This window comes from Dialister sp., from assembly GCF_051885895.1.
Taxonomy (GTDB): Bacteria; Bacillota; Negativicutes; order Veillonellales; family Dialisteraceae; genus Dialister.
In genome coordinates this window covers 1-24,892 of record NZ_JBJEXP010000105.1, presented here as the reverse complement: position 1 = coordinate 24,892, position 24,892 = coordinate 1, and the positions used below count along the sequence as shown (strand labels likewise).

Annotated in this window: 27 protein-coding genes and 1 tRNA gene; 24 read left to right on the top strand and 4 right to left on the bottom strand. The window is 50.3% G+C overall.

The window, feature by feature from the left end; genetic code table 11:
- Positions 1-977: 977 nt before the first annotated feature.
- Positions 978-1,607, top strand: coding sequence for an NlpC/P60 family protein (locus tag ACI4N7_RS09010; protein WP_439733027.1), 630 nt, complete (start codon positions 978-980; stop codon positions 1,605-1,607).
- 366 nt (positions 1,608-1,973) lie between these two features.
- Here the strand turns inward: ACI4N7_RS09010 and ACI4N7_RS09005 are convergent, their stop codons facing one another.
- Both ACI4N7_RS09005 and ACI4N7_RS09000 read right to left on the bottom strand, forming a co-directional pair.
- Positions 1,974-3,461, bottom strand: coding sequence for a lyase family protein (locus tag ACI4N7_RS09005; RefSeq protein WP_439733026.1), 1,488 nt, complete (start codon positions 3,459-3,461; stop codon positions 1,974-1,976).
- Positions 3,462-3,631: 170 nt separating this feature from the next.
- Positions 3,632-5,098, bottom strand: coding sequence for a C69 family dipeptidase (locus ACI4N7_RS09000; protein ID WP_439733025.1), 1,467 nt, complete (start codon positions 5,096-5,098; stop codon positions 3,632-3,634).
- A gap of 290 nt (positions 5,099-5,388) precedes the next feature.
- On the opposite strand from ACI4N7_RS09000, the gene ylxM reads away from it, so the two are divergent.
- The 12 genes from ylxM to ACI4N7_RS08940 all read left to right on the top strand — a co-directional run bounded on the left by ylxM (position 5,389) and on the right by ACI4N7_RS08940 (position 13,722).
- A complete protein-coding gene (ylxM, locus tag ACI4N7_RS08995; RefSeq protein WP_439733024.1) occupies positions 5,389-5,784 on the top strand; it encodes a YlxM family DNA-binding protein in 396 nt (131 codons plus the stop codon).
- A gap of 10 nt (positions 5,785-5,794) precedes the next feature.
- Positions 5,795-7,156: a signal recognition particle protein gene (gene ffh / locus ACI4N7_RS08990; protein WP_439733023.1), complete on the top strand. Its 1,362-nt coding sequence runs from the start codon at positions 5,795-5,797 to the stop codon at positions 7,154-7,156.
- A 28-nt stretch (positions 7,157-7,184) separates the two neighbouring features.
- Complete coding sequence (gene rpsP, locus ACI4N7_RS08985) at positions 7,185-7,448, top strand: 30S ribosomal protein S16 (RefSeq protein WP_273095934.1); 264 nt, start codon at positions 7,185-7,187, stop codon at positions 7,446-7,448.
- 12 nt (positions 7,449-7,460) lie between these two features.
- Positions 7,461-7,688, top strand: coding sequence for a KH domain-containing protein (locus tag ACI4N7_RS08980; protein ID WP_439733022.1), 228 nt, complete (start codon positions 7,461-7,463; stop codon positions 7,686-7,688).
- 11 nt (positions 7,689-7,699) lie between these two features.
- Positions 7,700-8,107: a YlqD family protein gene (locus ACI4N7_RS08975; RefSeq protein ID WP_008859918.1), complete on the top strand. Its 408-nt coding sequence runs from the start codon at positions 7,700-7,702 to the stop codon at positions 8,105-8,107.
- 1 nt (position 8,108) lies between these two features.
- A complete protein-coding gene (gene rimM / locus ACI4N7_RS08970; protein ID WP_439733021.1) occupies positions 8,109-8,606 on the top strand; it encodes a ribosome maturation factor RimM in 498 nt (165 codons plus the stop codon).
- A gap of 91 nt (positions 8,607-8,697) precedes the next feature.
- Positions 8,698-9,441, top strand: coding sequence for a tRNA (guanosine(37)-N1)-methyltransferase TrmD (trmD, locus tag ACI4N7_RS08965; protein WP_439733020.1), 744 nt, complete (start codon positions 8,698-8,700; stop codon positions 9,439-9,441).
- A gap of 2 nt (positions 9,442-9,443) precedes the next feature.
- Positions 9,444-10,025 (top strand): RNA methyltransferase, encoded by a 582-nt coding sequence (locus ACI4N7_RS08960; protein WP_439733019.1) that lies wholly within the window; start codon positions 9,444-9,446, stop codon positions 10,023-10,025.
- Between the two features lie 6 nt (positions 10,026-10,031).
- Positions 10,032-10,766: a YebC/PmpR family DNA-binding transcriptional regulator gene (locus ACI4N7_RS08955; protein ID WP_439733018.1), complete on the top strand. Its 735-nt coding sequence runs from the start codon at positions 10,032-10,034 to the stop codon at positions 10,764-10,766.
- 403 nt (positions 10,767-11,169) lie between these two features.
- Positions 11,170-12,426, top strand: coding sequence for a serine/threonine transporter SstT (gene sstT / locus ACI4N7_RS08950; RefSeq protein ID WP_439733017.1), 1,257 nt, complete (start codon positions 11,170-11,172; stop codon positions 12,424-12,426).
- Positions 12,427-12,605: 179 nt separating this feature from the next.
- Complete coding sequence (locus tag ACI4N7_RS08945) at positions 12,606-13,175, top strand: NADPH-dependent F420 reductase (protein ID WP_439733016.1); 570 nt, start codon at positions 12,606-12,608, stop codon at positions 13,173-13,175.
- Between the two features lie 124 nt (positions 13,176-13,299).
- Positions 13,300-13,722 carry an Rrf2 family transcriptional regulator gene (locus ACI4N7_RS08940; protein WP_439733015.1) on the top strand — a complete coding sequence of 141 codons (423 nt, stop codon included), beginning with the start codon at positions 13,300-13,302 and terminating at the stop codon, positions 13,720-13,722.
- 153 nt (positions 13,723-13,875) lie between these two features.
- Here ACI4N7_RS08940 and ACI4N7_RS08935 read toward each other — a convergent pair whose 3' ends face one another.
- Entirely contained in the window at positions 13,876-14,118 is a 243-nt protein-coding gene (locus tag ACI4N7_RS08935; RefSeq protein ID WP_439733014.1) for a hypothetical protein, read from the bottom strand.
- Between ACI4N7_RS08935 and ACI4N7_RS08930 the strand changes: the two genes are divergently transcribed.
- Positions 14,119-14,202: transfer RNA gene (locus ACI4N7_RS08930), tRNA-Leu, on the top strand. It abuts the gene before it with no gap.
- 64 nt (positions 14,203-14,266) lie between these two features.
- On the opposite strand, the gene ACI4N7_RS08925 is transcribed toward ACI4N7_RS08930, so the two are convergent.
- A complete protein-coding gene (locus ACI4N7_RS08925) occupies positions 14,267-15,436 on the bottom strand; it encodes an iron-containing alcohol dehydrogenase (protein ID WP_439733013.1) in 1,170 nt (389 codons plus the stop codon).
- 331 nt (positions 15,437-15,767) lie between these two features.
- Between ACI4N7_RS08925 and mscL the strand changes: the two genes are divergently transcribed.
- The 10 genes from mscL to ACI4N7_RS08875 form a co-directional block, all read left to right on the top strand.
- Positions 15,768-16,199 (top strand): large conductance mechanosensitive channel protein MscL, encoded by a 432-nt coding sequence (gene mscL / locus ACI4N7_RS08920; RefSeq protein ID WP_439733012.1) that lies wholly within the window; start codon positions 15,768-15,770, stop codon positions 16,197-16,199.
- A gap of 722 nt (positions 16,200-16,921) precedes the next feature.
- On the top strand, positions 16,922-17,401 hold the full coding sequence (locus tag ACI4N7_RS08915; protein ID WP_439733011.1) for a hypothetical protein: 480 nt from the start codon (positions 16,922-16,924) through the stop codon (positions 17,399-17,401).
- Between the two features lie 461 nt (positions 17,402-17,862).
- The gene (locus ACI4N7_RS08910; RefSeq protein WP_439733010.1) at positions 17,863-18,936 is read left to right on the top strand and encodes an MBL fold metallo-hydrolase; all 1,074 of its coding nucleotides are present in this window, start codon (positions 17,863-17,865) and stop codon (positions 18,934-18,936) included.
- Between the two features lie 260 nt (positions 18,937-19,196).
- Positions 19,197-19,646: a universal stress protein gene (locus ACI4N7_RS08905; protein ID WP_439733009.1), complete on the top strand. Its 450-nt coding sequence runs from the start codon at positions 19,197-19,199 to the stop codon at positions 19,644-19,646.
- A gap of 265 nt (positions 19,647-19,911) precedes the next feature.
- The gene (locus tag ACI4N7_RS08900; RefSeq protein WP_439733008.1) at positions 19,912-21,387 is read left to right on the top strand and encodes a DUF2157 domain-containing protein; all 1,476 of its coding nucleotides are present in this window, start codon (positions 19,912-19,914) and stop codon (positions 21,385-21,387) included.
- On the top strand, positions 21,384-22,055 hold the full coding sequence (locus ACI4N7_RS08895; RefSeq protein WP_439733007.1) for a hypothetical protein: 672 nt from the start codon (positions 21,384-21,386) through the stop codon (positions 22,053-22,055). The genes ACI4N7_RS08900 and ACI4N7_RS08895 overlap by 4 nt, the downstream gene beginning before the upstream one ends.
- 28 nt (positions 22,056-22,083) lie before the next feature.
- Positions 22,084-22,557, top strand: a complete 474-nt coding sequence (locus ACI4N7_RS08890) for a SixA phosphatase family protein (RefSeq protein ID WP_439733006.1) — start codon at positions 22,084-22,086, stop codon at positions 22,555-22,557.
- A 1-nt stretch (position 22,558) separates the two neighbouring features.
- Positions 22,559-23,368 carry a bifunctional hydroxymethylpyrimidine kinase/phosphomethylpyrimidine kinase gene (thiD, locus tag ACI4N7_RS08885; RefSeq protein WP_439733005.1) on the top strand — a complete coding sequence of 270 codons (810 nt, stop codon included), beginning with the start codon at positions 22,559-22,561 and terminating at the stop codon, positions 23,366-23,368.
- The gene (gene yfbR, locus ACI4N7_RS08880; protein ID WP_439733004.1) at positions 23,365-23,955 is read left to right on the top strand and encodes a 5'-deoxynucleotidase; all 591 of its coding nucleotides are present in this window, start codon (positions 23,365-23,367) and stop codon (positions 23,953-23,955) included. Before thiD ends, yfbR begins: the two co-directional genes overlap by 4 nt.
- A gap of 119 nt (positions 23,956-24,074) precedes the next feature.
- A partial coding sequence (locus ACI4N7_RS08875; RefSeq protein ID WP_439733003.1) for a basic amino acid ABC transporter substrate-binding protein occupies positions 24,075-24,892 on the top strand: 818 nt, incomplete at its 3' end.

Below are 24,892 nucleotides of genomic sequence, written 5' to 3'. Positions count from 1 at the left end.
CCTTTGATGACGGGACCAAAGCAGAAAAATGAAAAATGGGGGGATCTGTTCTTCTATTGACAGGGGGAAGCGCATCTGCTGCATTCAGTATAAAGAGTACCAGCCTTAGATAAGTCCTCCCTTTTATTAGTGGCGGCCTGAGGCGATTGGTACTCTTTTTATTTATTCAAAAAATAAATCAGTTTTATCCGGTCATTATTATTTTGAGGAAGCATGATAGGATAAGAGACGATAATGAATGATTTTTGGCATGGAGGTTTACATCCGGACAAGCTTTTCTATTTATATGGTAGAGGGATGTGAAAGATCCGCAGAATGGAAAGAACCTGTCCGTCAGTTCCCGAGATGGCCATAGGGAAAGAAAAGGTGGACAGCAGACTTCCATGAGTTAACTCCTTTTACTCCCCGCCTGATCAGGCAGTCAAACAAACACCACAGGGAAATCCGGAATATCATTTCCGCCTATACTACTGCAGAAATGACGGGAGACTCATGCCTGGCGCGCGCCGTCGTACCTTGTACAGCAGCGGCCGTAGACCATGCAGACACCGAACTCATTGGGCAGGCAAGGAAAAAATACCGGGTTTCCTTGTGGTGTTTTCGATTGGAATTTTCCCGTCATTTTGAGAGACAGAAGCGTTTTCTCCTTATTATCTCGAGTGAAGTCGAGAAATTTCCCTGCATCATGGATGGTGTAGAAATGAATCTGCTGCTTTGGGCACCGCTGCTATATAATGGCATTGGAAAAGAGTTCAGGAATATGTGCTTGGGATTTTGGTTTCCGATTTCCCGTACTCTGCGGAATGGCTCTTATGTTCTCTTCAGGGAGATTCTGCATAGGATTTTGGAGCAGGGGGAAGGTGGATTTCTGTCTGTTCCATAAGAACCGTTCCTGCAGTCGATTGACCGGCTTTCTGATTCTTTGTATAATTTTTTTAATTGACGATGCCCTTGGAAGGGCAGACAGGAGTGAATCTATGAAAAAATGGCTGTTTGAACATACAGGGAAAAGCGGTCAGCTTTACGGGCTGGCAGCAGCGTTTATGCTTATGGTTTCCGCAGCTCAGGTTAGTCTGGCAGCGGCACCGGGGCATATGGAGACGGCGGTTTCCTGGGCGGTGGATATTGCCCGGAATCCTGTTCACGGGTATTCCCAGGGGAAAGAAAATGCTACGCCTTCTCATCCTTATACAGGCTCCCGGGAAGGACCGGATTATGACTGCTCTTCCTTTGTCTATCATGCACTGGATAAGGCCGGCTTTCCTGTCATTGCGGCCTGGAGGAAGAATCCTGTTTATCAACGGGTATACCGGGGAAAGCAGCAGACCGGGGATGCAGATACACTTTGGACGGATCTGAAGGCCATAGGCGGTTTTACCAGATATCCCTGGGCTGCGGTGAAGGATCATCTGCAGCGCGGTGATATTCTCTGCCGTCCGGAATCCCATGTGGCCATCTATATAGGCGGAGGCAGAACCGTGGAAGCTTACGGCGTGCAGAATCCCCGGGGCGGCAGCTGGGCTTCCGGCGACCAGGGCGGTGAAATTGATTTCTACAGTGCTTACGGCCGCAGCTGGACAGAGGTTTACCGCTATACGGGGAAATAAAAAAGGATTTCTGCTTTCTGCTGATGAAATGGGAAGCAGGTAGGGCTTTTTTTATGACCTTTTCTGCGGGGCGGTGAATATTTCTTTGGGCTTTTACCCGTATGATGAACCGTGGGACCGCATGGCTGCTGTCTCTCAGCGTGGGATGAACTGGTGAACAATAAAAGCATAATCGATGGACCGGGAGATCTGTAGAGTCAGGGATTCCCGGAAAAAGCACGTTAAAGTGGCAGTGAAGGAATGTCAGTCATTTCTTCACTGCCACTTTTCCATGATTCCTGTATTTCGCAAGAAATTTTTGAAAGGATGGTAAGCTGCCTGTTTCTCTATTATTTCAAAAATCTCTTTGTCCTATATATGTGCAGCTTACAGGAGCCGGTTGAAATCCCGGTTCAACTTCTGCTCGGAGGTTTTCAGTTTGTTTTCTGTTTCTTCTGTCCAGGCTTTGTTATCGGCCAGGTCATCTTTGGCCATCTGAATCATTTTATCCAGCTCTTCCGGCTGGGGTCCGCCTTTGACTTTCCTGTTCCTTACAATGGAAGCAGGGTCTTTGGCATGCTGCCACTCTTCTTCTGTCATGGGAAAGGTCTGCGGCATATCGGGATCTTCCGCAGAGACTTTGGCATAGATGGCTTTTGCATCCTCATAGGTAAAGTCTTTCGGCGTCAGATCATGGGCCCGGGCGTAGGTCACGATTTCACTGGCAAAGTGGTGGCCTATGCGGAAGGGAATGCCGTGGTTCTTCATCAGCTCGTCGGCGATTTCCTGGGAGCAGGTCCAGTCCAGATTCAGCTCTTCCAGGGAGCGGGCGGGATCAATCACCAGGTTGTTCAGGATTTTGTCCATGGAGGTGAGGACTTTGGAGGCCTGCGGCATGAGATCTTTGGCGCCGTTCAGTCTTCCGTCAGCCATGCCGGCAGGAATGTTATGGGAACGGAACATGGCTTCTACGGACATGCCCAGAAGCGTGGAAGCATCGGTGCGGCAGCTGTTCAGAAGGCCGGGATTTCTTTTCTGGGGCATGGCGGAGGATACGTAGGTATTTCCGCCTCCTTCTTTCAGAATGATCCAGGGACGGGGCTGGGCGTACTGCTGCATGATTTCCTCAATAAAGCTGGTGGTATGGATGGCGATGCAGTTGGTAATGCTTCCCGTTTCAATGGGCGCTTCCTGTGGAAAAATCTGCCCGGCATCATAGGTATTATAGGCCAGGCCGTCAAATCCCAGATAGGATGCCATGCGGTCTCTGTCCAGCGGCCAGCCGGTGCCGTTCAGCACGGTGCTTCCCATGGGGGAGCGGTTGAGACGCCTGTAGTATTCGCGGACCCGCTGCATGTCCCGGCTGTAGGCATTGGCATAGGCGATGAGGTAGTGGGCCAGGCTGTTGGGCTGGGCGGCTACGCCATTGGTGTAGTTGGGAATCAGGGTGTTTTTATTTTCTTCTGCCAGACGGATGAAATCTTCCTGCACCCGGTTCAGCTTTTCCGCCATAGTGAGGAGGTGCTCCCGCTGCTCCATAATGCCTACGGTGGTGAGCATGTCCTGGGAGGAGCGGCCGGCGTGGATTTTCGTAATTTCAGGTCCGGCTGCCTGGATCAGGTAGGGTTCGAAGGCAATGACATTATGGGGCCGCGGGGCACCGGGAAGATTTCCGTCCCGAATCACTTTGTCGATGCCTCGGGCAAAGGCGTGGCCCTCTTCCGGTGTCAGAAGACCTTCTTCTGTATTGATTACATCGCTGGCTTTATTGATCTGGCCCAGCCAGTAAAAGTTGTCCCGCGGCGGCTGGGCAGCGAAAACGGAACCGGCGGACAGGAGTGCGCAGAGGGTGAGTGCAGGAATGAATCTTTTCATAATGCCTCCATAGGGAAAGGTGACAGCGGGCTTCCCCGCATCAGGAAAGGTAAGAATACCATCCGACCACAGATCCATCTCTATTTTTCAGGGAAATACGGATGAACAGGCAGGATTCGATGGCCTATGCATTTTTATCCCATGCTTTGTCATAAAGTTCCTTACACAGCTCAGGAATCGGAGCGGGCAAAGGAGTTTTTCATTTCATTGCTGGCTTCATAAAGAACCTGCCCCAGGCAGCGGTCGGTTTCTTCTTTTGCCAGGGCCGCCATTTTTTCGTTGCAGGATGCCAGAAATCCGGTGACGTCTTCCGGAAGGGGCGTGCGGTCCGATGTTTCCAGAAGAGCCTGGGCTTTATGGAAAGAAGCTCCCTGGTAGCGTTCAATGGCCGAGGAGCAGGCGGCAAAGTGGGCGTCCGCCAGAGCGGCTATGATCCGGCTGGCCCAGTAAAACTGGCTGCTGTTCGGATTTTTATCGGTTTGCGCCAGATAAGCCGGTGTGGCAGTGACATTGGCATAGAAGGGGATGAAGGAGTTGAAAACATTGCATCCCACAGCCAGCCATTCCACCGCTGCTTTTTCTTTGGGCATATAGGGACGAAGCTGGGTCAGGGCAAGGAAATTATTTCGGTTGATTCCGATGGGCCGGTACAGATGGCGGGTATGCGCATCTCCCTTGTGGCCGTAGCAGTCATAGGCGGTTCCCTGGTAATGGCTGCTCAGCAGGTATTTTACATCCTGAACGGTGATTTTCTGCTCCGGCACCAGACTCCAGGGCAGATTGTCCGATTCAGGCGTGAAATCAGCCTGCTCCCCCTCCCAGCGGAAGCTTGTAGGATTCAGATAGCGGAGCATGAACCAGGCCCGGGGCGTATTGTAGGTATGGTCGGCATCGTCTTTGCTGCCGAAGGCCGGACGGATGGGGAAATGCCGTTCATCCTCCAGGGAAACGGCGGTGCTGCTGTTCATACGGAGATCCAGATGGTGATTTCTGATGAAATCAGCCAGATCCCGGGAGCACATGTGATTTTTCTGTTCCCCCAGGGCATCGGCAAGGTCCATTTCATCAATCCCCTGCTGGTTGGGCATGACAACGTACCGGTCATCAGGCACCCGTTTGGCAATCCAGTGATGACCGCCGATGGATTCCAGCCACCACACCTCTTCCATGTCCTGGAAGCCGATGCCGTTCAGCTCGCAGGTGCCGAAGGTTTCCAGCAGATGGCCCAGACGAAGTACGCCTTCCCGGGCACTGCGGATATAGGGAAGCACCAGGAGAAGCATGTCCTCCTCACCGATTCCGTCAGGCACCAGCGGATCGGCGCCCAGTACCCGGGCATTGGAGGTAATGGTTTCTGTTTCCGACATGGCGACATTGGCCTCGTTAACGCCGGCCTCACCCCAGAATCCTTCATCGGGAAGGGCATTCGGCATGGCGGTGTAACGAAGAGGTTCCTCCGGAAGATCCATGTGGAAATGGGTCAGTTTGGACTGATAATGACGGGGCTGGTCCTTGGGATTGACAACGATCCATTTCTTGGATGTAAAGCTGCCGGAGGGAGAGTCCTCGTTCCGGGCCATCATGGTGGATCCGTCATAGGTGGCATTTCTGCCGACAAGTATAGTTGTACAGGGCATAAGTATCCTCCTTTATATATGTAGAGATCTTTTATTAATTTTATAAACATATTATACATCAAAGGAACCGGTCTGTTCTTTAGTCAGGAACGTTTCGACTCCTGATCTATTTACGGGAATCAGGCTGCGTAAGGCTGACTGCAAAACGGCAGCATACCTTTTTATTTATGGATACCGGAGCTTTCTGGATTCTTATTCGTTTTCCTGAAAGGAATGAACACAATATTTTTACTTTGACCTTCAGGATACAGCCTGCGGCAAAGATGCATTTTTCAAACCGCAGGGAGATCATGCTCTGTAAAGCAAATTTCCTTGACAAGCGTCTCTGCTTCCTGTATAATGACAAACGTTGTGGTGATACTATGTCTATAGAAAATATTGTAGAAAAGGGAGAACTTCTGGATCGATACGGGGCTCTCCTCACAGACCGTCAGAGAGAATGTCTTGATTTATACTATAATGAAAATCTGACTCTGGCGGAAATTGCAGAACATTTTCATATTTCCCGGCAGGCGGTGCATGATGCCATGCGCCATGGGGAAGAACAGCTCATGACCTACGAATCGGTGCTTCACCTGGTTTCCATGAAACCGGGGAAGGAAAAGGCAGCCAGAGAGCTGATGCAATTGATACCGGATCAGTATCACACAAAGGCTCGTGTGCTGATTGACTTTTTAGGAGAATGAAGGTGACCTTATGCCATTTGAGAGTTTAGGAGACAAGCTGCAGTCTGCGTTTAAAGATCTGCGCGGCAAGGGCAAGCTTTCGGAAAGCGATATTGACGGAGCTCTCCGCGAAGTGAGACGGGCGCTGCTGGAAGCGGATGTCAATTTCAAGGTGGCAAAGGATTTCATTGCCCATGTTCGTGAAAAGGCCATGGGTGAGGAAGTCTTCGGAAGTCTGAAGCCTGACCAGACGGTCATCAAGATCGTCCGGGATGAGCTGACGGAACTTCTGGGCGGCACCCAGAGCAAGATTACCCTTTCTCCTTCCGGCCTGACGGTGATCATGCTGGTAGGGCTCCAGGGGGCCGGCAAGACAACCACCGCCGGCAAGCTGGCGCTGATGTTCAAGAAGAAGGGGCATAGGCCGCTCCTGGCAGCCTGCGACGTGTACCGTCCGGCAGCTATTAAACAGCTGGAAGTGCTGGGCCAGCAGACCGATGTACCGGTTTACCGTATGCCGCCAAATGTGGATCCTGTGCATATCGCTTCCTACGCAGTGGATACAGCTAAGGCCTATAACCGTGATATTGTTATTCTGGATACCGCCGGCCGTCTTACCATTGATGAAAAGCTCATGGCGGAACTTCGGAATATCAAGGCGGAAGTTCATCCCCATGAAATCCTGCTGGTGCTGGATTCCATGACCGGCCAGGATGCGGTGAACACAGCCAAGGCCTTCGACGAAAACCTTGGCATCGACGGGACCATCCTTACAAAGATGGACGGCGATGCCAGAGGCGGTGCAGCTCTTTCCATCAAGTCTGTAACCGGGAAACCCATCAAAATGATCGGCGTTTCAGAAAAACTGGACGGCGGGCTGGAAGATTTCCATCCGGATCGCATGGCCGGACGTATCCTGGATCTGGGCGATCTGGAAACACTGATTGAAACAGCCCAGAGAAATATGGATGAAGAATCCCTGAAGGATGCGGCAGGCAAAATCAGAAAAGGGGAATTTACCCTGGATGATTTCCTCCGCCAGCTGCAGCAGGTCAGAAAGCTCGGCTCCTTCCAGTCCATTCTGGGCATGCTCCCGGGTATGGGCAAGTTCAAGGACCAGCTGAAGGACATTGATCTGGACGGCAAGGAAGTCAAACACATCGAAGCCATTATCCGTTCCATGACTCCTGCAGAAAGGGCCAATGTAAAAATTCTGAACGGCAGCCGCAGAAAGCGTATTGCCAACGGCGCCGGCGTGAAGATCCAGGATGTGAACCGCATGATGAAGCAGTTCGCTGAAATGCAGAAGACCATGAAGAAGATGAGGGGCAAAAAGATAAATCCATCCAAGCTGGGAAACCTTTCCGGTTTCCCCGGGATGTTCCATAAATAACCGAGATTAATTCAAGGAGGTGAATTTCATGTTAAAAATTCGTTTGACCCGTATGGGTGCTAAGAAGAATCCTTTCTACCGTATCGTAGTTATTGATTCCAGAGAAGCAAGAAACGGCGCTCCTACCGATACCATCGGCTGGTACGACCCTGCAAAACTGGACGCTCCGGTAAAGATTGATGAAGAAAAGGTTCTTTCCTGGCTTGGAAAAGGCGCTCAGCCGACCGACACCGTTCGTTCTATCCTGAGAAAGAATGGCATCCTTGCTAAGTTTGCAGAAGCAAAGAAATAATGGGGGCCGCGTATGAAAGAATTAGTGGAAACACTTGTCAAGGCTCTGGTCAAGAACCCTGACGCCGTCTCTGTCACCGTAGTCGAAAAGGGCAGCCTGGAGATCTATCAGGTCCATGTTGCCCCGGAAGACATGGGGAAAGTGATTGGCAGAAAAGGCCGCATTGCCAATGCAATCCGCACCGTTGTCAAAGCAGGTGCTCTGCGGGAAAACCGCAAGGTGGCTGTGGATATTATTTGAGAGGTGCCTTAATGGAAGAAATGCAGATTCTTGTCCCGGTAGCTGTAAAATCCAAGCTCACCGAGACCTTAAAGACTACTCTGCTCAATGAAATCGGGCAGAATATCAGCCGTGTCGAACATGATATGGCTCAGCTTGAATTCGAAGCGAATGGTAAGCTGGCTGAACAGGCCAAAATCAACATTCAGGCCGTCGCTCCTCTCCGCGCGCAGTACGAAGCCCAGAAAGCCCGTATGCAGCAGGTGAAGGATAAGCTGAATGCTGACAAGGAACACCTGGAAAAGCTGGCTATTGGTGCTGAACTGAACCGTCAGCCCATGAACCGGATCGTCACCGTCCATGTGGGGGATGATATGAACGCCCTGACCGGCGGAGAGATCCTGGTAGAAGATGGAAAGATTATCGCTTTCCGCAACTGATATGAAACCCGATGAAAAGATAATCGTCGGCCGAATCGTAGCCCCGCATGGTGTGCGGGGTGATTTGCGTATTCTTCCCGATACGGACAGGCCGGAGATTTTTAAAAAACTCAAAACCATCTATATCGGAGGAACTCCTTTCCGCCTCCTGTCGGCACGTCCCCACAAGAATGTCTATATCCTTCATGTGGAAGGCGTCAATGACAGGAACCGGGCGGAAACCCTTATTTCCAAACTGGTGGAAGTTCCCTTTTCCGAACTTCCCAAAAGGGCGGAAGGAACGTATTACTACTTTGAGCTGATAGGGCTTGAAGCGGTGACGGAAGACGGCAGGACCGTGGGGACTGTGAAGGAAATCATAGAAACCGGCGCCAACAACGTCTATGTCATCGCGCAGCCGGATGGGAAAGAAATCCTGATTCCGGCCATACCGTCATGCGTTCTCTCCATAGATATAAAGGCAGGACGTATGACGGTACGCCTGCCGGAGTGGGAATAGTTTATGTTTCGCTGTATGTCGTCTGCTCCCTGGTTTTCCAGAAAAATCAGGGGAAGTACAGGCGGCGGAAAGCCGCTGTGAGGCTGTCATCTTGAAAATTGATATATTATCCCTGTTTCCGGAGTTTGTGGAAGCCTTCTTCCACCAGAGCATCATCAAGAGAGCTCTGGAAGCGGGACTTATAGAAATGGCTGTGACCAATCCCAGAGACTTTACCAAGAGCCGCCACAGGCAGGTGGATGACACCATTTACGGCGGAGGAGCAGGTATGCTGATGATGTGCCAGCCCCTTTTTGATGCCTGCCATCATGTGCTTCCTGAAAAAGGTCCGAGGGATCGGGTCATATTTCTGTCTCCTGCGGGGAAGACCTTTGACCAGGATAAGGCCAAGGAACTGCAGCGGGACTACGACCATCTGGTGCTCATCTGCGGGCACTATGAAGGCGTAGACCACCGGGTGGAGGAACATCTGGCAGATGAGCTGATTTCCATCGGTGACTACGTGCTCACCGGCGGTGAACTGGGAGCCATGGTCATCAGCGATGCCGTAGCCCGCATGGTACCGGGAGTTCTGGGGGATGCAGGAAGTGCAGCCACCGACTCCTTTTACGAACCTATCCTCGAATATCCGCAGTACACCAAACCGGCGGAATACAACGGATGGAAAGTGCCGGAAGTTCTGCTTTCGGGACACCATGCCAATATTGCCCGGTGGAGAAGAAAAGAAGCCCTTCGCCGGACTCTCCGCTACAGACCGGATCTTCTTGAAGGACAGCAGCTGTCCGGAGAAGACTTGAAACTGATAGCAGAGATCAGGGAAGAAAAGGAGGAGTGACATTGGCACCTGTATACATAGGTCTTATCCACTATCCTATTTATAACAAACACATGGAAGTCGTCACGACGGCTCTGACCAACTATGACCTCCATGATATTGCCCGAACGGCAAAAACCTATGATGTGAAGAAATATTTCATTGTGCATCCGGTGGAAGCACAGCGTGAAATGGCCCTTCGCATTATGAATCACTGGAAAACAGGCGGCGGGGTTCACTACAATGCCAACCGCAAAGAAGCCTTTGAAGAAACCGAACTGGTTCCTGCACTGGATGATGCGATTTCCCAGATAGAAAAAGAAACAGGGAAAAAACCGGCTATTGTCACTACCGATGCCAGGGTGTATCCTAATACTGTCTCCTACGCAGCCATGCGCAGGAAAATCCACAACGAGGATACTCCCATATTCATTCTCTTTGGCACAGGCTTCGGCATGACCAAGGAAATGATGAAAAAATTTGATTATATTGTGGAACCGATTTATGGCGCCGGCACGTACAACCATCTCTGCGTGAGAAGTGCGGTAGCCATCATCCTCGACCGCCTTCTGGGCGAACCCTGGTGGAATAAAAAGGAGGAATAACTTACTATGTCCGGACATTCCAAGTGGGAAAACATTAAGCGCAAAAAGGGCAAAACCGATGCCATCCGCGCCAGAATTACCACAAAGATTTCCAAGGAAATCACTATTGCAGCCCGCATGGGCGGCGGTGACCCCGTAGGCAACATGCGTCTGAAACTGGCCCTCACCAAGGCTAAGCAGAACAATGTGCCCAAGGAAAATATTCAGAGAGCTATCGCTAAAGGCGTAGGCGCTGCCAGCGGTGCAGGCTTTGATGAAGTGACCTACGAAGGCTACGGCCCCGGCGGCGCAGCAGTCATCGTAGAATGCAACACCGATAACAGAAACAGGGCAGCGGCTGATATCCGCCATGCCTTCACCCATCACGGCGGTTCCGTAGGCACCCCGGGATGCGTATCCTGGATGTTCAAGAAAAAAGGAACCATTGTAGTCAGCAAAGAAGCAGCTGACGAAGATACCGTAATGATGGTAGCTCTTGACGCCGGTGCAGAAGATGTCTCCTCCAATGAAGACAGCTATGAAATCACCACCACCCCGGAGGAATTCCTCACCGTATCTGATGCCCTCGAAAAAGAAGGCATTCCGGTAGAAGCTTCCGAAGTGGCTATGGTGCCGGATAACTATGTCAAGCTGGAAGGCGATGCTGCCCAGACCATGGCACACCTGACCGCTGAACTGGAAGATCTGGATGATGTACAGGAAGTGTACACCAACGCAGAACTTCCGGAAGATGTGGAATAAAGGAAATTCTAAAAAACTCCCTTCGGGGAGTTTTTTTAGTGAGAGAATTCTGAGAGGTGCTGCCTATGGGATGTGATGACTTTAAAGATAATCATAGAAAGGCGTATTCTGCCTGAGGAAAGGACTATAAATTGCACCGGCGATGCCAACACCATTCTCTAAACCATCTAAACCTGTAAAGTCTGTTTCACCTCATGCATACCTATGCTAAAATATCATTCAATAATAAATTGATTGCAACTGATACAGGAGTGGGGTATACTGTAATCGTTGTTGGGAAAAATTCCTATCCAGGAGGATTTTTCCCTTCTTCTTTTGTGTAGAGCCGTTTCTATGGGAAAACGGCTGCTGTCCTGTCCGCGGGAGAGACAGGAGGCGTTTTGGGGTGTGCAGGAGGTTTATTTTGCTGACAACAATAAAAAGATGGGTTACAGGAGTGGCGCTGATTAAGCAGATTGCCATAGGGCTGATTATCGGGATTTTGATTGCCCTGTTCTGCCAGCCGGCCATTCCGGTAGTTAAGATTTTTGGCGATTTATTTGTAAAGGCGCTAAAAGGAGTGGCGCCGGTTCTTGTGTTCTTCCTGGTCATGAATGCCATGGCCCAGAAGAAGGAGAATGCGGAGAGCCGGATACAGCCGATTATCGAGCTGTATATGATTGCCACGTTCTGTGCTTCCCTGGTAGGGGTTGCCATGTCTTTCCTTTTCCCTACAGCCCTGAATCTGACAGTGGCGCCTGATGCCAAGCTGGCACCGCCCAGCGGTATTGTGGAGGTGCTTCATTCTCTGGTGCTGAGTATTGTGGATAACCCGGTATCTGCCCTGATGCATGCCAATTATATCGGCATCCTGGCCTGGGCGGTGATTCTGGGGATTGCACTCCGTTCTACCGCAGGAGATGTGACAAGAAACTGTCTTAATGATATGGCTTCAGCCATTACGAAGATGGTAACCTGGATTATTCATTTTGCGCCTCTGGGCATTATGGGACTGGTGGCCGATTCTGTAGGAACGGCAGGACTGGGAGCTCTTCTGGGCTATGCACGTCTTCTGGGAGTGCTGATCGTTTCCTACGGCTTGGTGGCCTTTGTCATGAATCCCTTTATTGTGTATCTGAAAACCCGTAAGAATCCCTATCCCCTGGTGTGGGCTACAGTAAAGGAAAGCGGTGTGTATGCCTTTTTTACCAGAAGCTCTGCTGCCAATATTCCGGTCAATCTGTCTCTCTGCCGGCGTCTCGGCCTGAATCCGGATACCTATACCATTTCCATCCCTCTGGGAGCGACCATCAATATGGCCGGCGCATCCATTACCATTTCCGTACTGGCACTGGCGGCTGCCCATACGCTGGGGCTTGCCATTGATCTGCCTACAGCTTTTCTGCTCTGTATAGTTTCATCCATTGGTGCCTGCGGCACATCCGGCGTGGCCGGCGGATCGCTTCTTCTGATTCCTGTAGCCTGCGCTTCCTTCGGAATCGGCAATGATATTTCCATGCAGGTGGTGGCTGTGGGATTCATTATTTCTGTGCTGGAAGATGCCTGCGAGACGGCGCTGAACAGTTCCAGCGATGTGCTCTTTACAGCGACGGCGGAATTTGCGGAACGGCGCAGGGAAGGCACGCTGAAAGCGGAAGATATGGTTCCTAAAGAAAAATAATGATAAAAAAAGGCTGTGGAAAAATATGAATCATTTTTTCACAGCTTTTTTATTTTATTTATTGATGTAACTGTTGACATAACAGCAGAATTCTGCTATATTAAGTGTAACAAGAGAAGTTACATAATTAGGCGGAGGGGCAGGCTCCTCCGGTGATGTAAAAGAAAGAAGGAAAAAACATGGAAATTACAATTTTCGGCAAAGGAAACATGGGAAAAGCCATTGGCGGCAATTTTGAAAAAGCAGGACAGAAGGTGGTCTATGCAGGCCATGACTTCAAGGGAACATTAGGGGATATGGTGGTGCTGGCTGTGCCTTACGGTGCAGTAGACAGCATTCTGGAAGCCCATAAGGAGGAACTGGCAGGAAAGGTGCTGGTGGATATTACCAACCCGGTTAATTTCTCCACCTTTGATGAACTGGTGGTTCCGGCTGATTCTTCAGCAGCAGATGAAATCCAGAAAAAGGTGCCGGCTTCTCTGGTGGTCAAGGCGTTTAATACGAACTTTGCCGCCGTGCTGGCTTCCGGCAGGGTCGGTGAAAAAGAACCGACAGTGGTGCTGGCAGCTTCCGATTCTGCAGAGGCAAAGACTGCACTGGCAGAGGCCCTGAAGGGAAGCGGACTGTCTGTGGTGGATGCAGGTTCTCTGAAACGGGCCCGGGAACTGGAAGCAATGGGATTCCTGCAGATTTCTCTGGCGGCCAGGGAAAAGATTTCCTGGACCGGCGGATTCGCAGTGATTCATTAATTCATTTTATGAGTGGTACAGAAGGCGGGCTTCCAGGGCCCGCCTTACTTTTATACCGGTAATCTGCTATGATAACGGTAAAAGATCTATGAAATATGAATTTCAGTGAAATCAAGGAGGTACCATGCAGATTTCCAGCCAATTTACGATTGCCATCCACATGCTTTCTTATATTGCTCTTTATCAGAACAAGCAGAAGGTGACCAGTGATATTCTTTCCGGGAGCATAGAAGTGAATCCCGTCATCATCCGCCGTCTTTTATCCCGGCTGAAGGGAGACGGGATGATTACCGTCCATCGCGGCACCGGCGGCACCTTCCTGGCCAGGAAGCCGGAAGATATTACGCTGCTGGATGTATACCGTTCGGTGGAAAATCTGAAGGAGGAAGGACTTTTCCATTTCCATGAGCATCCCAATCCCCTGTGCCCTGTAGGCAGGGGTATCCATCATGCGTTAGATGGAAAACTGATGGAAGTGCAGAAAGCCATGGAAGAAAAAATGAAATCCTATACTCTGGCTGATGTGATTAAGGAAATCCCGGTGTGATGTGCGCAGGCCGGCAGGAGCATGAGCAGCATGGGGCACAAAGGAAGAACCGTCAGGCGTAAAGGAGCGGTTCATCTTTTTAATCCCTCTGCACAGCGCTTCTTTCTGCATTTTTCTGACAAAATATTTATACCTGTTTATAAAAAAGCACTATCATAAATTTTGATAAATTTTCTCAAAAAAGGTGTAAAATAAAAGTGCAGGAAGTCCTGCTAAGGAAATATCCGTTTCATCAGGAAACGGTTTTCCCCGACACCTGCCTGTCAAAAACAGTTCCCCCAGCAAGAAAGATCTATTTTTTTCATCCTCCTCCAAATCCGGGAACTGTTTTTCTATGTCCTTGAGATGGATTTCTTGACCATTGAAAGGCTCTCCTATATAATAGAAATTGTCCATGCGAGCGTGGCGGAACTGGTAGACGCACAGGATTTAGGATCCTGCGCCTGGTGCATAAGGGTTCGAGTCCCTTCGCTCGCACCAGAAAAAAGCTTAGAAGCATTTCTGCTTCTAAGCTTTTTAGTATGCGGGAAGGGCAGCGGGACAATCAGAAGTTTACCGGTTTTCCGTAGTAGGCGCATTCCAGAATGCGTCCCATGGTTTCATCATCCACGGGCCGCGGATTTTCCGGCGTGCAGGCGTCCAGAACCGCATTGTGAGCGATGGAGTCCTTCTTTTCCAGATACAGTTTCTCCGGAATGCCATAGGCTGCAAGGGAGAGAGGAATGTCCATCATTCGATCCAGGTGGCGGATGGCATCCTCATAGGAAAGCACCAGCTGAGGGTCTGTGTGGCCGGGAAGGCCTGCAATCCGTGCCAGGTCCGCATAACGGCTCATGCAGGATTTTTTATTGAACTGGATGACATAGGGCAGGAGGATCGCATTGGCACAGCCGTGAGGAATATGGAACACAGCCCCGATTTTATGAGCCAGGGAATGGGTGATTCCCAGAAGGCCGTTGGAGAAGGCCATGCCGGCCAGGCACTGGGCAATGTGCATTTTTCCGCGGGCTTCCTTATCGCCGTGGTAGGATTCCAGAATATTGTCAAAAATATCAGATACAGCCTGTTTGGCCAGGGGATCAGTGAATCCGTTGGCGCAGGTGGATACATAGGCTTCAGTAGCATGGGTGAGAGCATCCATGCCGGTGTGGGCGGTGAGTGTCTTCGGCATGGTGAGAGGGATGTCCAGATCCAGAATGGCCAGATCGGGAGTAAGGTTGAAATCGGCCAGCGGGTACTTGATGCCGCTGGTGTAGTCCGTAATGACGGAAAAGGCAGTGACTTCCGACGCAGTGCCGGAGGTGGAAGGAATGGCAGCAAAAATCGCCTTCTGCCGGAGAGGGGGAAGGGAGAAGGGTTTCTTGATATCTTCGAAGGTCAGCTCCGGATGTTCATAGAAAACCCACATGGCTTTGGCTGCGTCAATGGGAGAACCTCCGCCGATGGCGACAATCACATCGGGCTGGAATTCGCTCATGGCTCTGGCGCCTTCCTTTACTGTTTCTATAGATGGATCAGGATCAATGCCCTCCATAATGCGGGTTTCCATCCCATTGTCCTGCAGCACCTTTTCGACTTTCTGCAGGAAACCGCCGCGCCGCATGGAATGACCGCCGGTACAGATAAAGGCTTTTTTATGCCCCTTCAGCACAGACAGCTTTTCAATGGCTCCATGGCCTGCATAAATATCCCTGGGAAGTGTAAAGCGGAACATAGTAATCTCCTCCTGTTTATCACAACCACAGGCCTGCCCGTGAAGGTGAACATTCCAGCATCCGGGCCGGCCCTCATTTAATTCTTACCTGTATATATTATACCGCCCCGGCCCTGGCTTCGTTGGATTCTTGTGAAATCAGTATAAGCACATAATTAGATATGATTAAAAGTCATTATCACAGGACAAGAAAAGAAGAAAAGGAAAAAGAGAGCATTTTATTTTGCAGCACAATGCCCTTTCCCTTGCTAGAGGGGCGGAAATTATGATATAGTGGGATAAAATATTTCAATGTTATAGTTTCTCTTGCAGGGAGAAAGGAGCTCTTTTTATGAGCATGCTCAAAGAATTTAAAGATTTTGCCCTTCGCGGCAATGTGGTAGACATGGCAGTCGGCGTTGTCATCGGGGCCGCTTTCGGGAAAATTGTGTCTTCCCTGGTCAGTGACATTATCATGCCGCCTTTGGGATATATTCTGGGAGGCATTGATTTTTCCAATCTGTTCCTGCCCCTGTCCCGGGTACCCGTTTCTACCATAGCGGAAGCCAAGGAAATGGGAATTCCGGTCATTGCTTATGGACAGTTCCTGAATAATGTAATCGACTTCCTCATCGTGGCCTTTGCCATCTTCATCGTGGTGAAGCAGATCAACCGTTTCTTCCCGAAGGCACCGGCCAAGGAACCGAGAAAATGCCCCTACTGCCGGGAAGTTATTGCCGATGATGCCACCCGCTGCCCTCACTGCACCGCAGAACTGAAATAATAGACGGGAAAGTGTAAAAGCTCCAACGCCCTTCAGGCGCTGGAGCTTCTTTAGTTTGACCGTCCTTATGACCGGAAGGTTCTCAGGGTTGACAGACGCTTTTGCCGATGCGGATCGTAGTATCTTCGCTTTGCAGCGCATAAAGTGGGGTGAGTCGTTTCCCTTTAGGGACAAGGAGTTTTTATTCAGCGTGATGTGTCCTGCCTTTTCAACGATGATGGCAGGTGCACCGGTTCGCAGGGAGCCGGCAGGTGGCTGAAAATCATGTGAGACGCTTCCCGCTGAGGCAGAAGGGGGACCTTGCCAGTGATAGGAAGAGGATGGCCGTGAAGAAGCCATAGTCCCGCCCTGCGAGTCATTCTGAGTACCGGCGAAGAATCTCCGTACCTGCCGTTCGTGATTCCGATTAATCCACCGGCTTACTATCCCAACTATCCCATAGAACGTCTAAAGCCTCCCTTTTGGGAGGCTTCTTTTGGAGACGTTGGATTGTTGAGAAAGATTGGTAACAATGAGTGGAATCACCACGGCCAATGGTGATTTCCTTTTTGTTTACGACTATATAATACAACGGTTTACTATTATTGTCAAGTTTATTTTTGAAATAAAATAACAATAATTAACAATGGGGCGGATCCCTTCCCCTGCGCTTTGCCATATTTCCAAAGGAACGGTATAATAGATATGATAAAAATGACCCGTATGCAAAAGGAGGATTTTTTATGAAGACAAAACTGGCAGCTCTTGCATTGGCCTGCGCACTGATCCCCGGCGCCGCCATGGCAGCAGGAAAGATTCCTACATCCGATAAGATGATGAATGACTATGATAAATACCTTGTCGTTTATACCAGCAATGAAGAACGGATTTATGCAGATGCGGATACCATCGAACGGGATCCTGTTTCCGCCGGCGAGCTTCCAGTGATCCGGGCGACCCTGTATGCGGAAATTTACAAACGTCCCCTGACCTGGCCGGATTATGGCAATTACCGCATGGTGGATTATATCCTGCAGTACGATACGGCGGTAGGAGCTGATCAGCTGGGACAGAAAATCAACTATAAGATCCTGAACAAGCTGCAGGGTGCCTATACATCCGATGGAAAACCGGTGTCCTACAATGATAACCGGAAGGATCCGGCCGATGAAGCGGAAGATATTTATATCGCCCTTTACCGGGTGTCCAAGACATCCTACTGAGAGTTCCTTTACAAATGAAGGTAAAAATTATATAATAAGATAAGTAAAATATACGGAGCAATGGAGCCTTACGAATCCCGCAAGGCTCTTTTTTTATTTGTCTTCTTTATGTTTTAGAAAATAGGGGACGAGCCGGTGCGGTGCTTTGCGGAGCACTGATTCAATCGCTGTCTGCTTTTATTCCTGTATGGTGATGTATTACAGAGAATGGAATGACGCGCACAGAAAGCTGTCTGAGAATTTCCACAACGCAGTAATACATACAAATACTTATCAAAACAGACTCTATGAATGAATCAGCACTTCCTGAAATGGGACAGACTGAAAAGTGTGCTGCATCTGCCGTTCTGAACAGGGTGAAAGGCAGTCCGCTGCCAGGCAATTTTGCGGAACGGACGCTTTCCAGGTAAACTGGCTTATCAGACCAGGCCTCCATGGGGAGGTTTTACGGAGATGTGGATATGCAGCTTTTTGTAGCAGGCGGATGCGGTGATGAAGGAAGAAACTGTTTTTATGTGGAAGGGGATCGCCATGCCTTTATTGTGGATGCCGGTACCTCCACCGACGGGCTGGATCGGGTGCCGGATCTGATGCCCGAACAGATTCATAAGGCGGAATATCTTTTCATTACCCACTCACACAGAGATCATACAGGAGCGATCGAATACCTTGTGAAGAAAGGGTTCAATGGGCCTGTGCTTATGTCCAACCAGACCTACCGGCAGATACACTATAAGCCCTGGAATACCATGATTCTGGATTCCACTGCACCGGAGCTGGAACTGGAGCCTGATTTTACAGTGAAATGGGGCAGAACGGGCCACTGTGCCGGTGCGGTATGGTTTAAAATCGAGGTGGAAGGGCGCAGCCTGTTTTTCTCCGGCGATTATCGGGAGAATGATACCTTCTACCGCTGCGATGCCGTGCGGGGCATGCATGCGGATATGGCGGTCATCGATGCGGCCTACAGCCGGAGAGATCGGGGAAGCGATCTGAGAAAACAGGTATTGGAAAAGGCAGCAGCTTTAATGGAGAAGGGAGCGCCTCTGCTTATGCCTGTACCTCATTATGGAAGAGGGCTGTCCATGGGCATTCTGTTTCACAAAACCTTCGGCGAGGAACATCCCATTCATATGTCTCCCAAGCTGTATGAGGAGTGGCTCCGCCTGGGACACAGAAAGTATTTCGTGCATGATGAAATTACGGAGCTGCCTTTCTCCATATTCAATCTATGGGATAATCAGACGATTGAAAAGGGGCATATCTACTTCCTGACGGATGCCCAGCTTTCCAGGGCATCCAGCAGGGAACTCATTATGGCCCATCCGGATATGGGTGTCCTTCTCACGGGAAGCATTCATGGCTATGGCAAGGCCAAGTGCTTCTTCGAGTCGGGGCGGGCCAAGTTTGCTCTTTGGCCCAATCATCTGACCTGGCAGGAAATGGAAGACCTGCGGGCAGCCAATGATATGCCGCTGGTGGTACCGTTCCATAATAAAAAGGTTAAACCGGAAAATGATACCTTTGTTTTTTAAAAAATACCGCTTTCATTTTTGGAATGAACCGGTGCTTTTCCAGGAAAACACTGATTGAATCAGCGCTTCTCCGGACCGATAGAGATTTTCAGACTGCAGGGAGTTTCTTTGAGAAGCTCCCTGCAGTCTTTAGAATTGTCTAAACTTTCGGACCATCCATGCAGCATCATTTCTCCGTCTTTCTGTCCTTTCCTTCGTATGCTATAATAAAGAAAATCAATAGATTCCCCGTTTCACAGAATAAGAAAGGTGGGGTTTATATGTTAAAGTATAAAAAAATACTGGTTCCCTATGATGGTTCCGATCATGCGAAAAAAGCTATGCTTCATGCCATAGATTTAGCGGAAGCAGGCGACGGGACAAAGCTTTACATTGCGTCTGTATGCAATATGGTTTCCGCCATGAGCAATTTCGACCAGGTGTCCATTGCCGAAGGCTGTCTGACCACAAAGCTGTCGGAAGATCTGGAAGAGCAGTGCAAGCAGGATCTGAAAGAGGCATCGGCCATGGTGCCTGCCAATGTTCCTCATGAAGAACTTTATGAAGTAGGTTCTCCGGGACCGGTACTGCTGAATATGGCAGAGGAAAAAGGCTGCGACCTGGTTGTCATGGGCAGCCGCGGACTTGGACCCCTGAAGGGCATCTTCATGGGTTCCGTATCCAGCTACATGGTAAGCCGCTCCAAATGTCCTGTGCTGATTGTAAAATAAAGAAATGCTCCGCTTGGGCGGGGCATTTTTTATTGGTCATCTAACTGTTGGTAGAATACACAAAATGGGCGGCGTGTAAAGAATGATATGAAGGAAATAACGGAGGAGGCGATTTCTCCGCTCCCTGTTATGCTGACGGTAGAGACGGCAGGGAAGGATATCCTGATAAGCCGTCCAACTTCCTGGCCGCAGGCGAAGGCCTGCATGAAGTAATAGCTTTTTTCTCTGCGGTTGTATAGAATAAAGAAAGAAAATGATTTTGCATATGGATGGTCTGCTGCAGTTCAGGGCGGATCATCATGAAAATACAATCAATCCGGGATGTGATATAATGACGAACCGCAGCTGGCTGAAGCAGGAAATACCCCAATGGGTGAAGGAAGATGTGATTTCGGAGGATGCGGGAAAGAAAATTCTTTCCCGTTATAAAAAGAAAGATGGAGCTGCCTATAAAGAAGCTTTTTTCATTCTGGCAGTGGTGTGCATCATAGGAGGTATTTTTTTCCTGTGCGCCAGTCTGTGGAATGGACTGGACCAGGATCAGCGCTTCCTGCTGGCTTTGGCGCCCCTGGCGGTTTCCTTCCTCCTGGTGACAGCTGTTTTTCTGGCAGACCATGGAGGTGTTCCCCTGGGAAAGAGCAGACAGAAGGCTCTTACCGGTGAAAGGGAAAAGGAGGAGGCGGAGGACAGCAGTGTTCCGAAGCCGGTCAGGCGTACAGCTTCTGTCCACCGGGTGCCTGTTTTCATACGGGAGGCGGCAGGTACCTTCCATGGCATCTGCCTCATAGGCGCTTTCTGGATGGTGGGAGATTCCTTCAAGCTTTCTTCGGATCTCTATACCGCGCTGGCCCTTTGTGCTTTTCTTCTCCTGATTCTCACGGCAGTGACGGAATCAGCAGGCATGGGAATCATCTATATGATTGTATCGGTGGGTATTTTTTACAGCGCACCGGTAAGGGGATGGCCTGAGGCGGCTTCCTGGATATACATGTTCCTGGCTTTAGGATTTCTGGGCCATCTGCTCCGAAGTCATCGGGACAGGGCAGTGATCTGCTTTTCCTGGGTCTGGGCAGTAGGGGTTCTTCTCCTGATTTTCTGGTCGGCCGGCAATATGCTGTGGCAGACGCTGTTCTTTTCTCTGGCCGCTGCTCTCACATGGATGGCAGGGGGCCTGTTCAGAGAATATGGCCTGGGAGCGGAAGCACTTCGCTTTTTCGGCGGTATCGCAGTTTTTGCAGTGCTGCTTGAAGGTTCCTACGGTACGGTGTGGGCGGATATTTCCGGAAGCTATGCACTCTGGTTCATTTTTCTGCTTTTCCTGGCTGCTGACGGGGTACTCCTTTTCCGAATTGCCTTAAAGAAGGAATGGCTTTCTGTGCTGGCAGGGCTGACGCCGTTCGTGATGGCGCTGTCAGCTATCATATCAATTTTTGAAACCTCCGGCGCACTGCCTGCCATTATTGTTTCCGTTTATGCGGGCATTCTGGCAGGGGGCGTCATTCTACGGGGATATCTCATGGATCGGCCTGTGCAGAGCTGGGCCGGCATATTTCTTCTGGCAGGCGACGGGGCTATCCGGGTCATTGATTCGGCACTGAGTTTCACCCAGCGGGGACTTTTCTTCCTCGGCATAGGCATTGCCGCCGCGGTCATCTGCTATATCCTCTATCTGCCCGGCCGGCAAAAGGGAAAAGCGGGCCGCAGGGAAAAGGATAGCCGGAGAGAGGAGGCATCCCGATGATATCGAAAAAATTATCCCTCATTCTTCTGGCGGTGGTCTTTATCATTGAAGGAATCTCCCTTTTCTGGATCCGGGGGGATTACCGGTCTGCCATGCTGGACGGCGCAGAGTATGAGGTACCGGCGGCCATTGATTTCAAAGGCGATTTCTATGGAAGAAATTATCTTCCTGTCTATATTCCCCTGACGGAGGCCCCCTGGAAGGGGTCAGTCACGCCGGAAAAAGGGGAGGAAATCTACCTTTCTTTTGATAAAAACAGTGAAGGCCTGCTGGAGCTGACGGGAGCGTCGGACAGAAAGCCGGGAGGGCTTTACATCATTACCCGGGTGATTTCCGCTTCTGACGGGCTTGTCCATTTCAATTTCCCCGCGGACCGTATGTACATGCTTCCGGAGCAGCTGAAGAAGCTTTCGGTGGTGGAGCTTTCCGAACGGGTGCAGCTGAAGGATAAGAGCGGGAAGAAGACAGAAACCAGGATGAAAAATGACCTGACCGCCCTGGTACATATCAAGGACGGGCGGGTGGTCATTTACAAGGTACTGGCCAATGGTTCACCGGTGGAACAGACCTATACCACTGTGGGAAAAAATCTTTCCATTACATATGCAAGAAGTCCCAAGGAGAAAGACTCCTATTCCGTAGGAAGAGATACGGAAGGGAAGGAATAACATTCATGGGGAATTGGAGGGTGATAGTATGTATATAATTCTTATGCGCCATGGGGAAGCGGTACCCCAGACGGAGGATGTGGAAAACAGAGAAAGAGGGCTTACGCCCAAGGGGATGCGGCAGGTACGCCGTACCTCCCGGATACTGGCCCGGTTTCTGAAGGAAAATCCGATACGGATTTTTACATCTCCCTATGTCCGCACCCGGCAGACCGCCGGCATTCTGGCAGAGGAATGCTTTGCCGAGGAAATCCATACGGCAGATGAGCTTCTCCAGCCGAACTGGCAGATGGTGAGAAATCATCTGATCCAGGACGGTTCACCCATTGCCCTGGTCAGCCATCATCCTTTCCTGCAGTCCTATCTGCTGACCACCTGCAGCGCAGCTATCCAGTTTGATCTGGCAGGCATTGCAGTCATTAATTATGATCTGGCCTGGAACCAGGGCAGACTGGTCGGCTATTTTACAGCCGGCCTGCGCCAGCTGAAAAAGGAGGGGTGACATGATTCCCGTATTGACAGTGGCAGGATCAGACTCTTCCGGCGGTGCCGGCATTCAGGCGGACCTCAAGACTTTTGCGGCCCTTGGTACCTACGGTATGAGCTGTATCTGCGCCTTAACCGCCCAGAATACCAAAGGCGTCACCATGGTGGTGAATACGCCTGATGACATGGTGAAGGCCCAGCTGGAAGCCATATTTGATGATATCCCGCCCCGGGCGGTAAAGACCGGCATGCTTTCCTCCGCTTCCATTGTGGAGACCGTGGCTGACTTCCTGGCGTCCCATGGAGGAAGGCCTCTTATTGTGGATCCGGTCATGGCGGCCACCAGCGGTGCCGTACTTCTGGAAAAAGATGCCATCGAGGTATATAAGAAAAAGCTGATTCCTCTAAGCACACTCATTACGCCCAATATTCCGGAAGCGGAAATTCTATCCGGCATGAAGATTTCCAATGAAGAGGACATGAAAAAAGCAGCGGTCCGTCTTATGGATCTGGGGCCTGCCGCTGTCCTGGTCAAGGGCGGTCACAGTGTGGAAGATGCCCGGGATATTCTTTATGACGGCCACCAGTTCCGGGTTTTTGAAGGAAAGAGAATCCGGACGGAAAATACCCATGGCACCGGCTGCACCCTGTCCAGTGCCATTGCAGCGGAAATGGCCAGAGGCCTTTCCCTGGTAGAAGCCCTGGGCGAGGCAAAGAAATACATGGACGGTGCTATCCGCCGGGCAGCGGTGGATTCACTGGGCCACGGTCATGGACCGGTACATCATTTCTGGTTTTACGGCGAGCACTGGGGGCATATGGAATGAACTATCCCTTCTTTGCCTTCATGTCCCGGCTGAAATATATTTCCCGCTGGGGCCTCATGCGGAATTCCATCCCCGAAAACGATGCGGAGCATACTCTGCAGACTGTCATGATTGCCCATGCCCTGGCAGTCATCGGCAGGGATATTTTCCACAAGGATCTGAATCCTGAAAGGGCGGCCCTGCTGGCCCTTTATCATGATGCCAGCGAAGTCTTTACCGGAGATATGCCGACGCCGGTGAAATACTTCACCCGGGACCTTCGGAATCAGTACCAGAAAATAGAAGACCAGGCCAGAGAAAAGCTTCTCCATACCCTGCCGGAAAAACTGCAGCCTTCCTATGAACCTTTTGTTGTGGACATGGAAAAAGATCCGCTCTGGCCTTTGGCCAAAGCGGCGGATACCCTGAGCGCCTATCTGAAATGCATGGAAGAAATCAGGGATGGAAACAGCGAGTTCAAGGAAGCCTATAAATCGACAGAAGAAAAACTGAAAGCGCTTCATATGGAAGAAGTGGACTGGTTTATGGACCATTTTTCCGGCAGCTTTACGGAAACTCTGGACGAACTGAACAGGAATATACGATAAAGAAATGGGACACAGGGAAATCATTTCACTGTGCTCCATTTTTTTGTAGACAAAGCAGACATAGATGTGTATAATTATTTACATAATTTGTATAAATTGCATAAAAATGAGGTGTTTCTATGAAACTGTGGAAAAAAGGCGTATTGATTACATCCGCTCTGCTGCTGGCAGCAGGTATGATGGCAGGCTGCGGTGGAGAAAAACAGGCCGCATCTTCCGCTTCCGGCGGAAATGTGCTGAAAGTGGCCACCAATGCTACATATGTGCCTTTTGAATTTAAGACAAAAGACGGTCAGGATTATACAGGCTATGAAATCGATGTGGTTCGGGCTGTAGCAAAGGAAATGGGAAAAGATGTGGAATTCAGAAATATTGCTTTTGACGGTCTCATTCCTTCTCTCCAGTCCAAAGAAGTGGACATGACTGCCTCCGGCATGACGGCTACGAAAGAAAGAGCGGAAAAAATCCTTTTCGCTGCTCCCTTCTATGAAACGAAACTGGCCGTGGTGACCAAGGCAGACAGCGACATCCACTCCGTAGACGACATGACAAAGGGACAGGAAATTGCTGTACAGGTAGGTACTACCGCAGCCTACTATGCCCAGGACAAAGGCATGCATACCAGAAACTTTGACCATTCCTCCGACATTATTATGGAACTCAAGGCAGGCGGTGCCGTGGCAGGCATCCTTGATAAACCGGCAGCGGACTACTTCGTGGCCACCGACGGCAAAGGCGCTTTCCGCGTGGTAGATGTACCGGACTCCAAGGTGCAGTACTTTGCCTTTGGATTCAATAAGGATAACAAACAGCTGCAGCAGGAAGTGAACAAGGCCATTGCAGACCTGAAACAGAAGGGCACGCTGAATGAACTTCACGAAAAATGGTTTAAGACGCCCCTTCCCGATATGCCTGCTACTGCAGAAGAAGCACTGGG

Excerpts from the sequence above, each read along its gene's own strand:
- ACI4N7_RS08945 (WP_439733016.1), top strand. The coding sequence starts at position 12,606 with ATGGAAATTACAATTTTCGGCAAAGGAAACATGGGAAAAGCCATTGGC.
- ACI4N7_RS09010 (WP_439733027.1), top strand. The coding sequence starts at position 978 with ATGAAAAAATGGCTGTTTGAACATACAGGGAAAAGCGGTCAGCTTTAC.
- ACI4N7_RS08905 (WP_439733009.1), top strand. The coding sequence starts at position 19,197 with ATGTTAAAGTATAAAAAAATACTGGTTCCCTATGATGGTTCCGATCAT.
- ACI4N7_RS09005 (WP_439733026.1), bottom strand. The coding sequence starts at position 3,461 with ATGAAAAGATTCATTCCTGCACTCACCCTCTGCGCACTCCTGTCCGCC.
- ACI4N7_RS08975 (WP_008859918.1), top strand. The coding sequence starts at position 7,700 with ATGGAAGAAATGCAGATTCTTGTCCCGGTAGCTGTAAAATCCAAGCTC.
- ACI4N7_RS08955 (WP_439733018.1), top strand. The coding sequence starts at position 10,032 with ATGTCCGGACATTCCAAGTGGGAAAACATTAAGCGCAAAAAGGGCAAA.
- ACI4N7_RS08910 (WP_439733010.1), top strand. The coding sequence starts at position 17,863 with ATGCAGCTTTTTGTAGCAGGCGGATGCGGTGATGAAGGAAGAAACTGT.
- mscL (WP_439733012.1), top strand. The coding sequence starts at position 15,768 with ATGAGCATGCTCAAAGAATTTAAAGATTTTGCCCTTCGCGGCAATGTG.
- yfbR (WP_439733004.1), top strand. The coding sequence starts at position 23,365 with ATGAACTATCCCTTCTTTGCCTTCATGTCCCGGCTGAAATATATTTCC.
- rimM (WP_439733021.1), top strand. The coding sequence starts at position 8,109 with ATGAAACCCGATGAAAAGATAATCGTCGGCCGAATCGTAGCCCCGCAT.
- ACI4N7_RS08980 (WP_439733022.1), top strand. The coding sequence starts at position 7,461 with ATGAAAGAATTAGTGGAAACACTTGTCAAGGCTCTGGTCAAGAACCCT.
- ACI4N7_RS09000 (WP_439733025.1), bottom strand. The coding sequence starts at position 5,098 with ATGCCCTGTACAACTATACTTGTCGGCAGAAATGCCACCTATGACGGA.
- ACI4N7_RS08895 (WP_439733007.1), top strand. The coding sequence starts at position 21,384 with ATGATATCGAAAAAATTATCCCTCATTCTTCTGGCGGTGGTCTTTATC.
- ACI4N7_RS08900 (WP_439733008.1), top strand. The coding sequence starts at position 19,912 with ATGGATGGTCTGCTGCAGTTCAGGGCGGATCATCATGAAAATACAATC.
- thiD (WP_439733005.1), top strand. The coding sequence starts at position 22,559 with ATGATTCCCGTATTGACAGTGGCAGGATCAGACTCTTCCGGCGGTGCC.
- ACI4N7_RS08925 (WP_439733013.1), bottom strand. The coding sequence starts at position 15,436 with ATGTTCCGCTTTACACTTCCCAGGGATATTTATGCAGGCCATGGAGCC.
- ACI4N7_RS08890 (WP_439733006.1), top strand. The coding sequence starts at position 22,084 with ATGTATATAATTCTTATGCGCCATGGGGAAGCGGTACCCCAGACGGAG.
- ACI4N7_RS08940 (WP_439733015.1), top strand. The coding sequence starts at position 13,300 with ATGCAGATTTCCAGCCAATTTACGATTGCCATCCACATGCTTTCTTAT.
- ffh (WP_439733023.1), top strand. The coding sequence starts at position 5,795 with ATGCCATTTGAGAGTTTAGGAGACAAGCTGCAGTCTGCGTTTAAAGAT.
- ylxM (WP_439733024.1), top strand. The coding sequence starts at position 5,389 with ATGCTCTGTAAAGCAAATTTCCTTGACAAGCGTCTCTGCTTCCTGTAT.
- ACI4N7_RS08915 (WP_439733011.1), top strand. The coding sequence starts at position 16,922 with ATGAAGACAAAACTGGCAGCTCTTGCATTGGCCTGCGCACTGATCCCC.
- rpsP (WP_273095934.1), top strand. The coding sequence starts at position 7,185 with ATGTTAAAAATTCGTTTGACCCGTATGGGTGCTAAGAAGAATCCTTTC.
- ACI4N7_RS08935 (WP_439733014.1), bottom strand. The coding sequence starts at position 14,118 with ATGGACAATTTCTATTATATAGGAGAGCCTTTCAATGGTCAAGAAATC.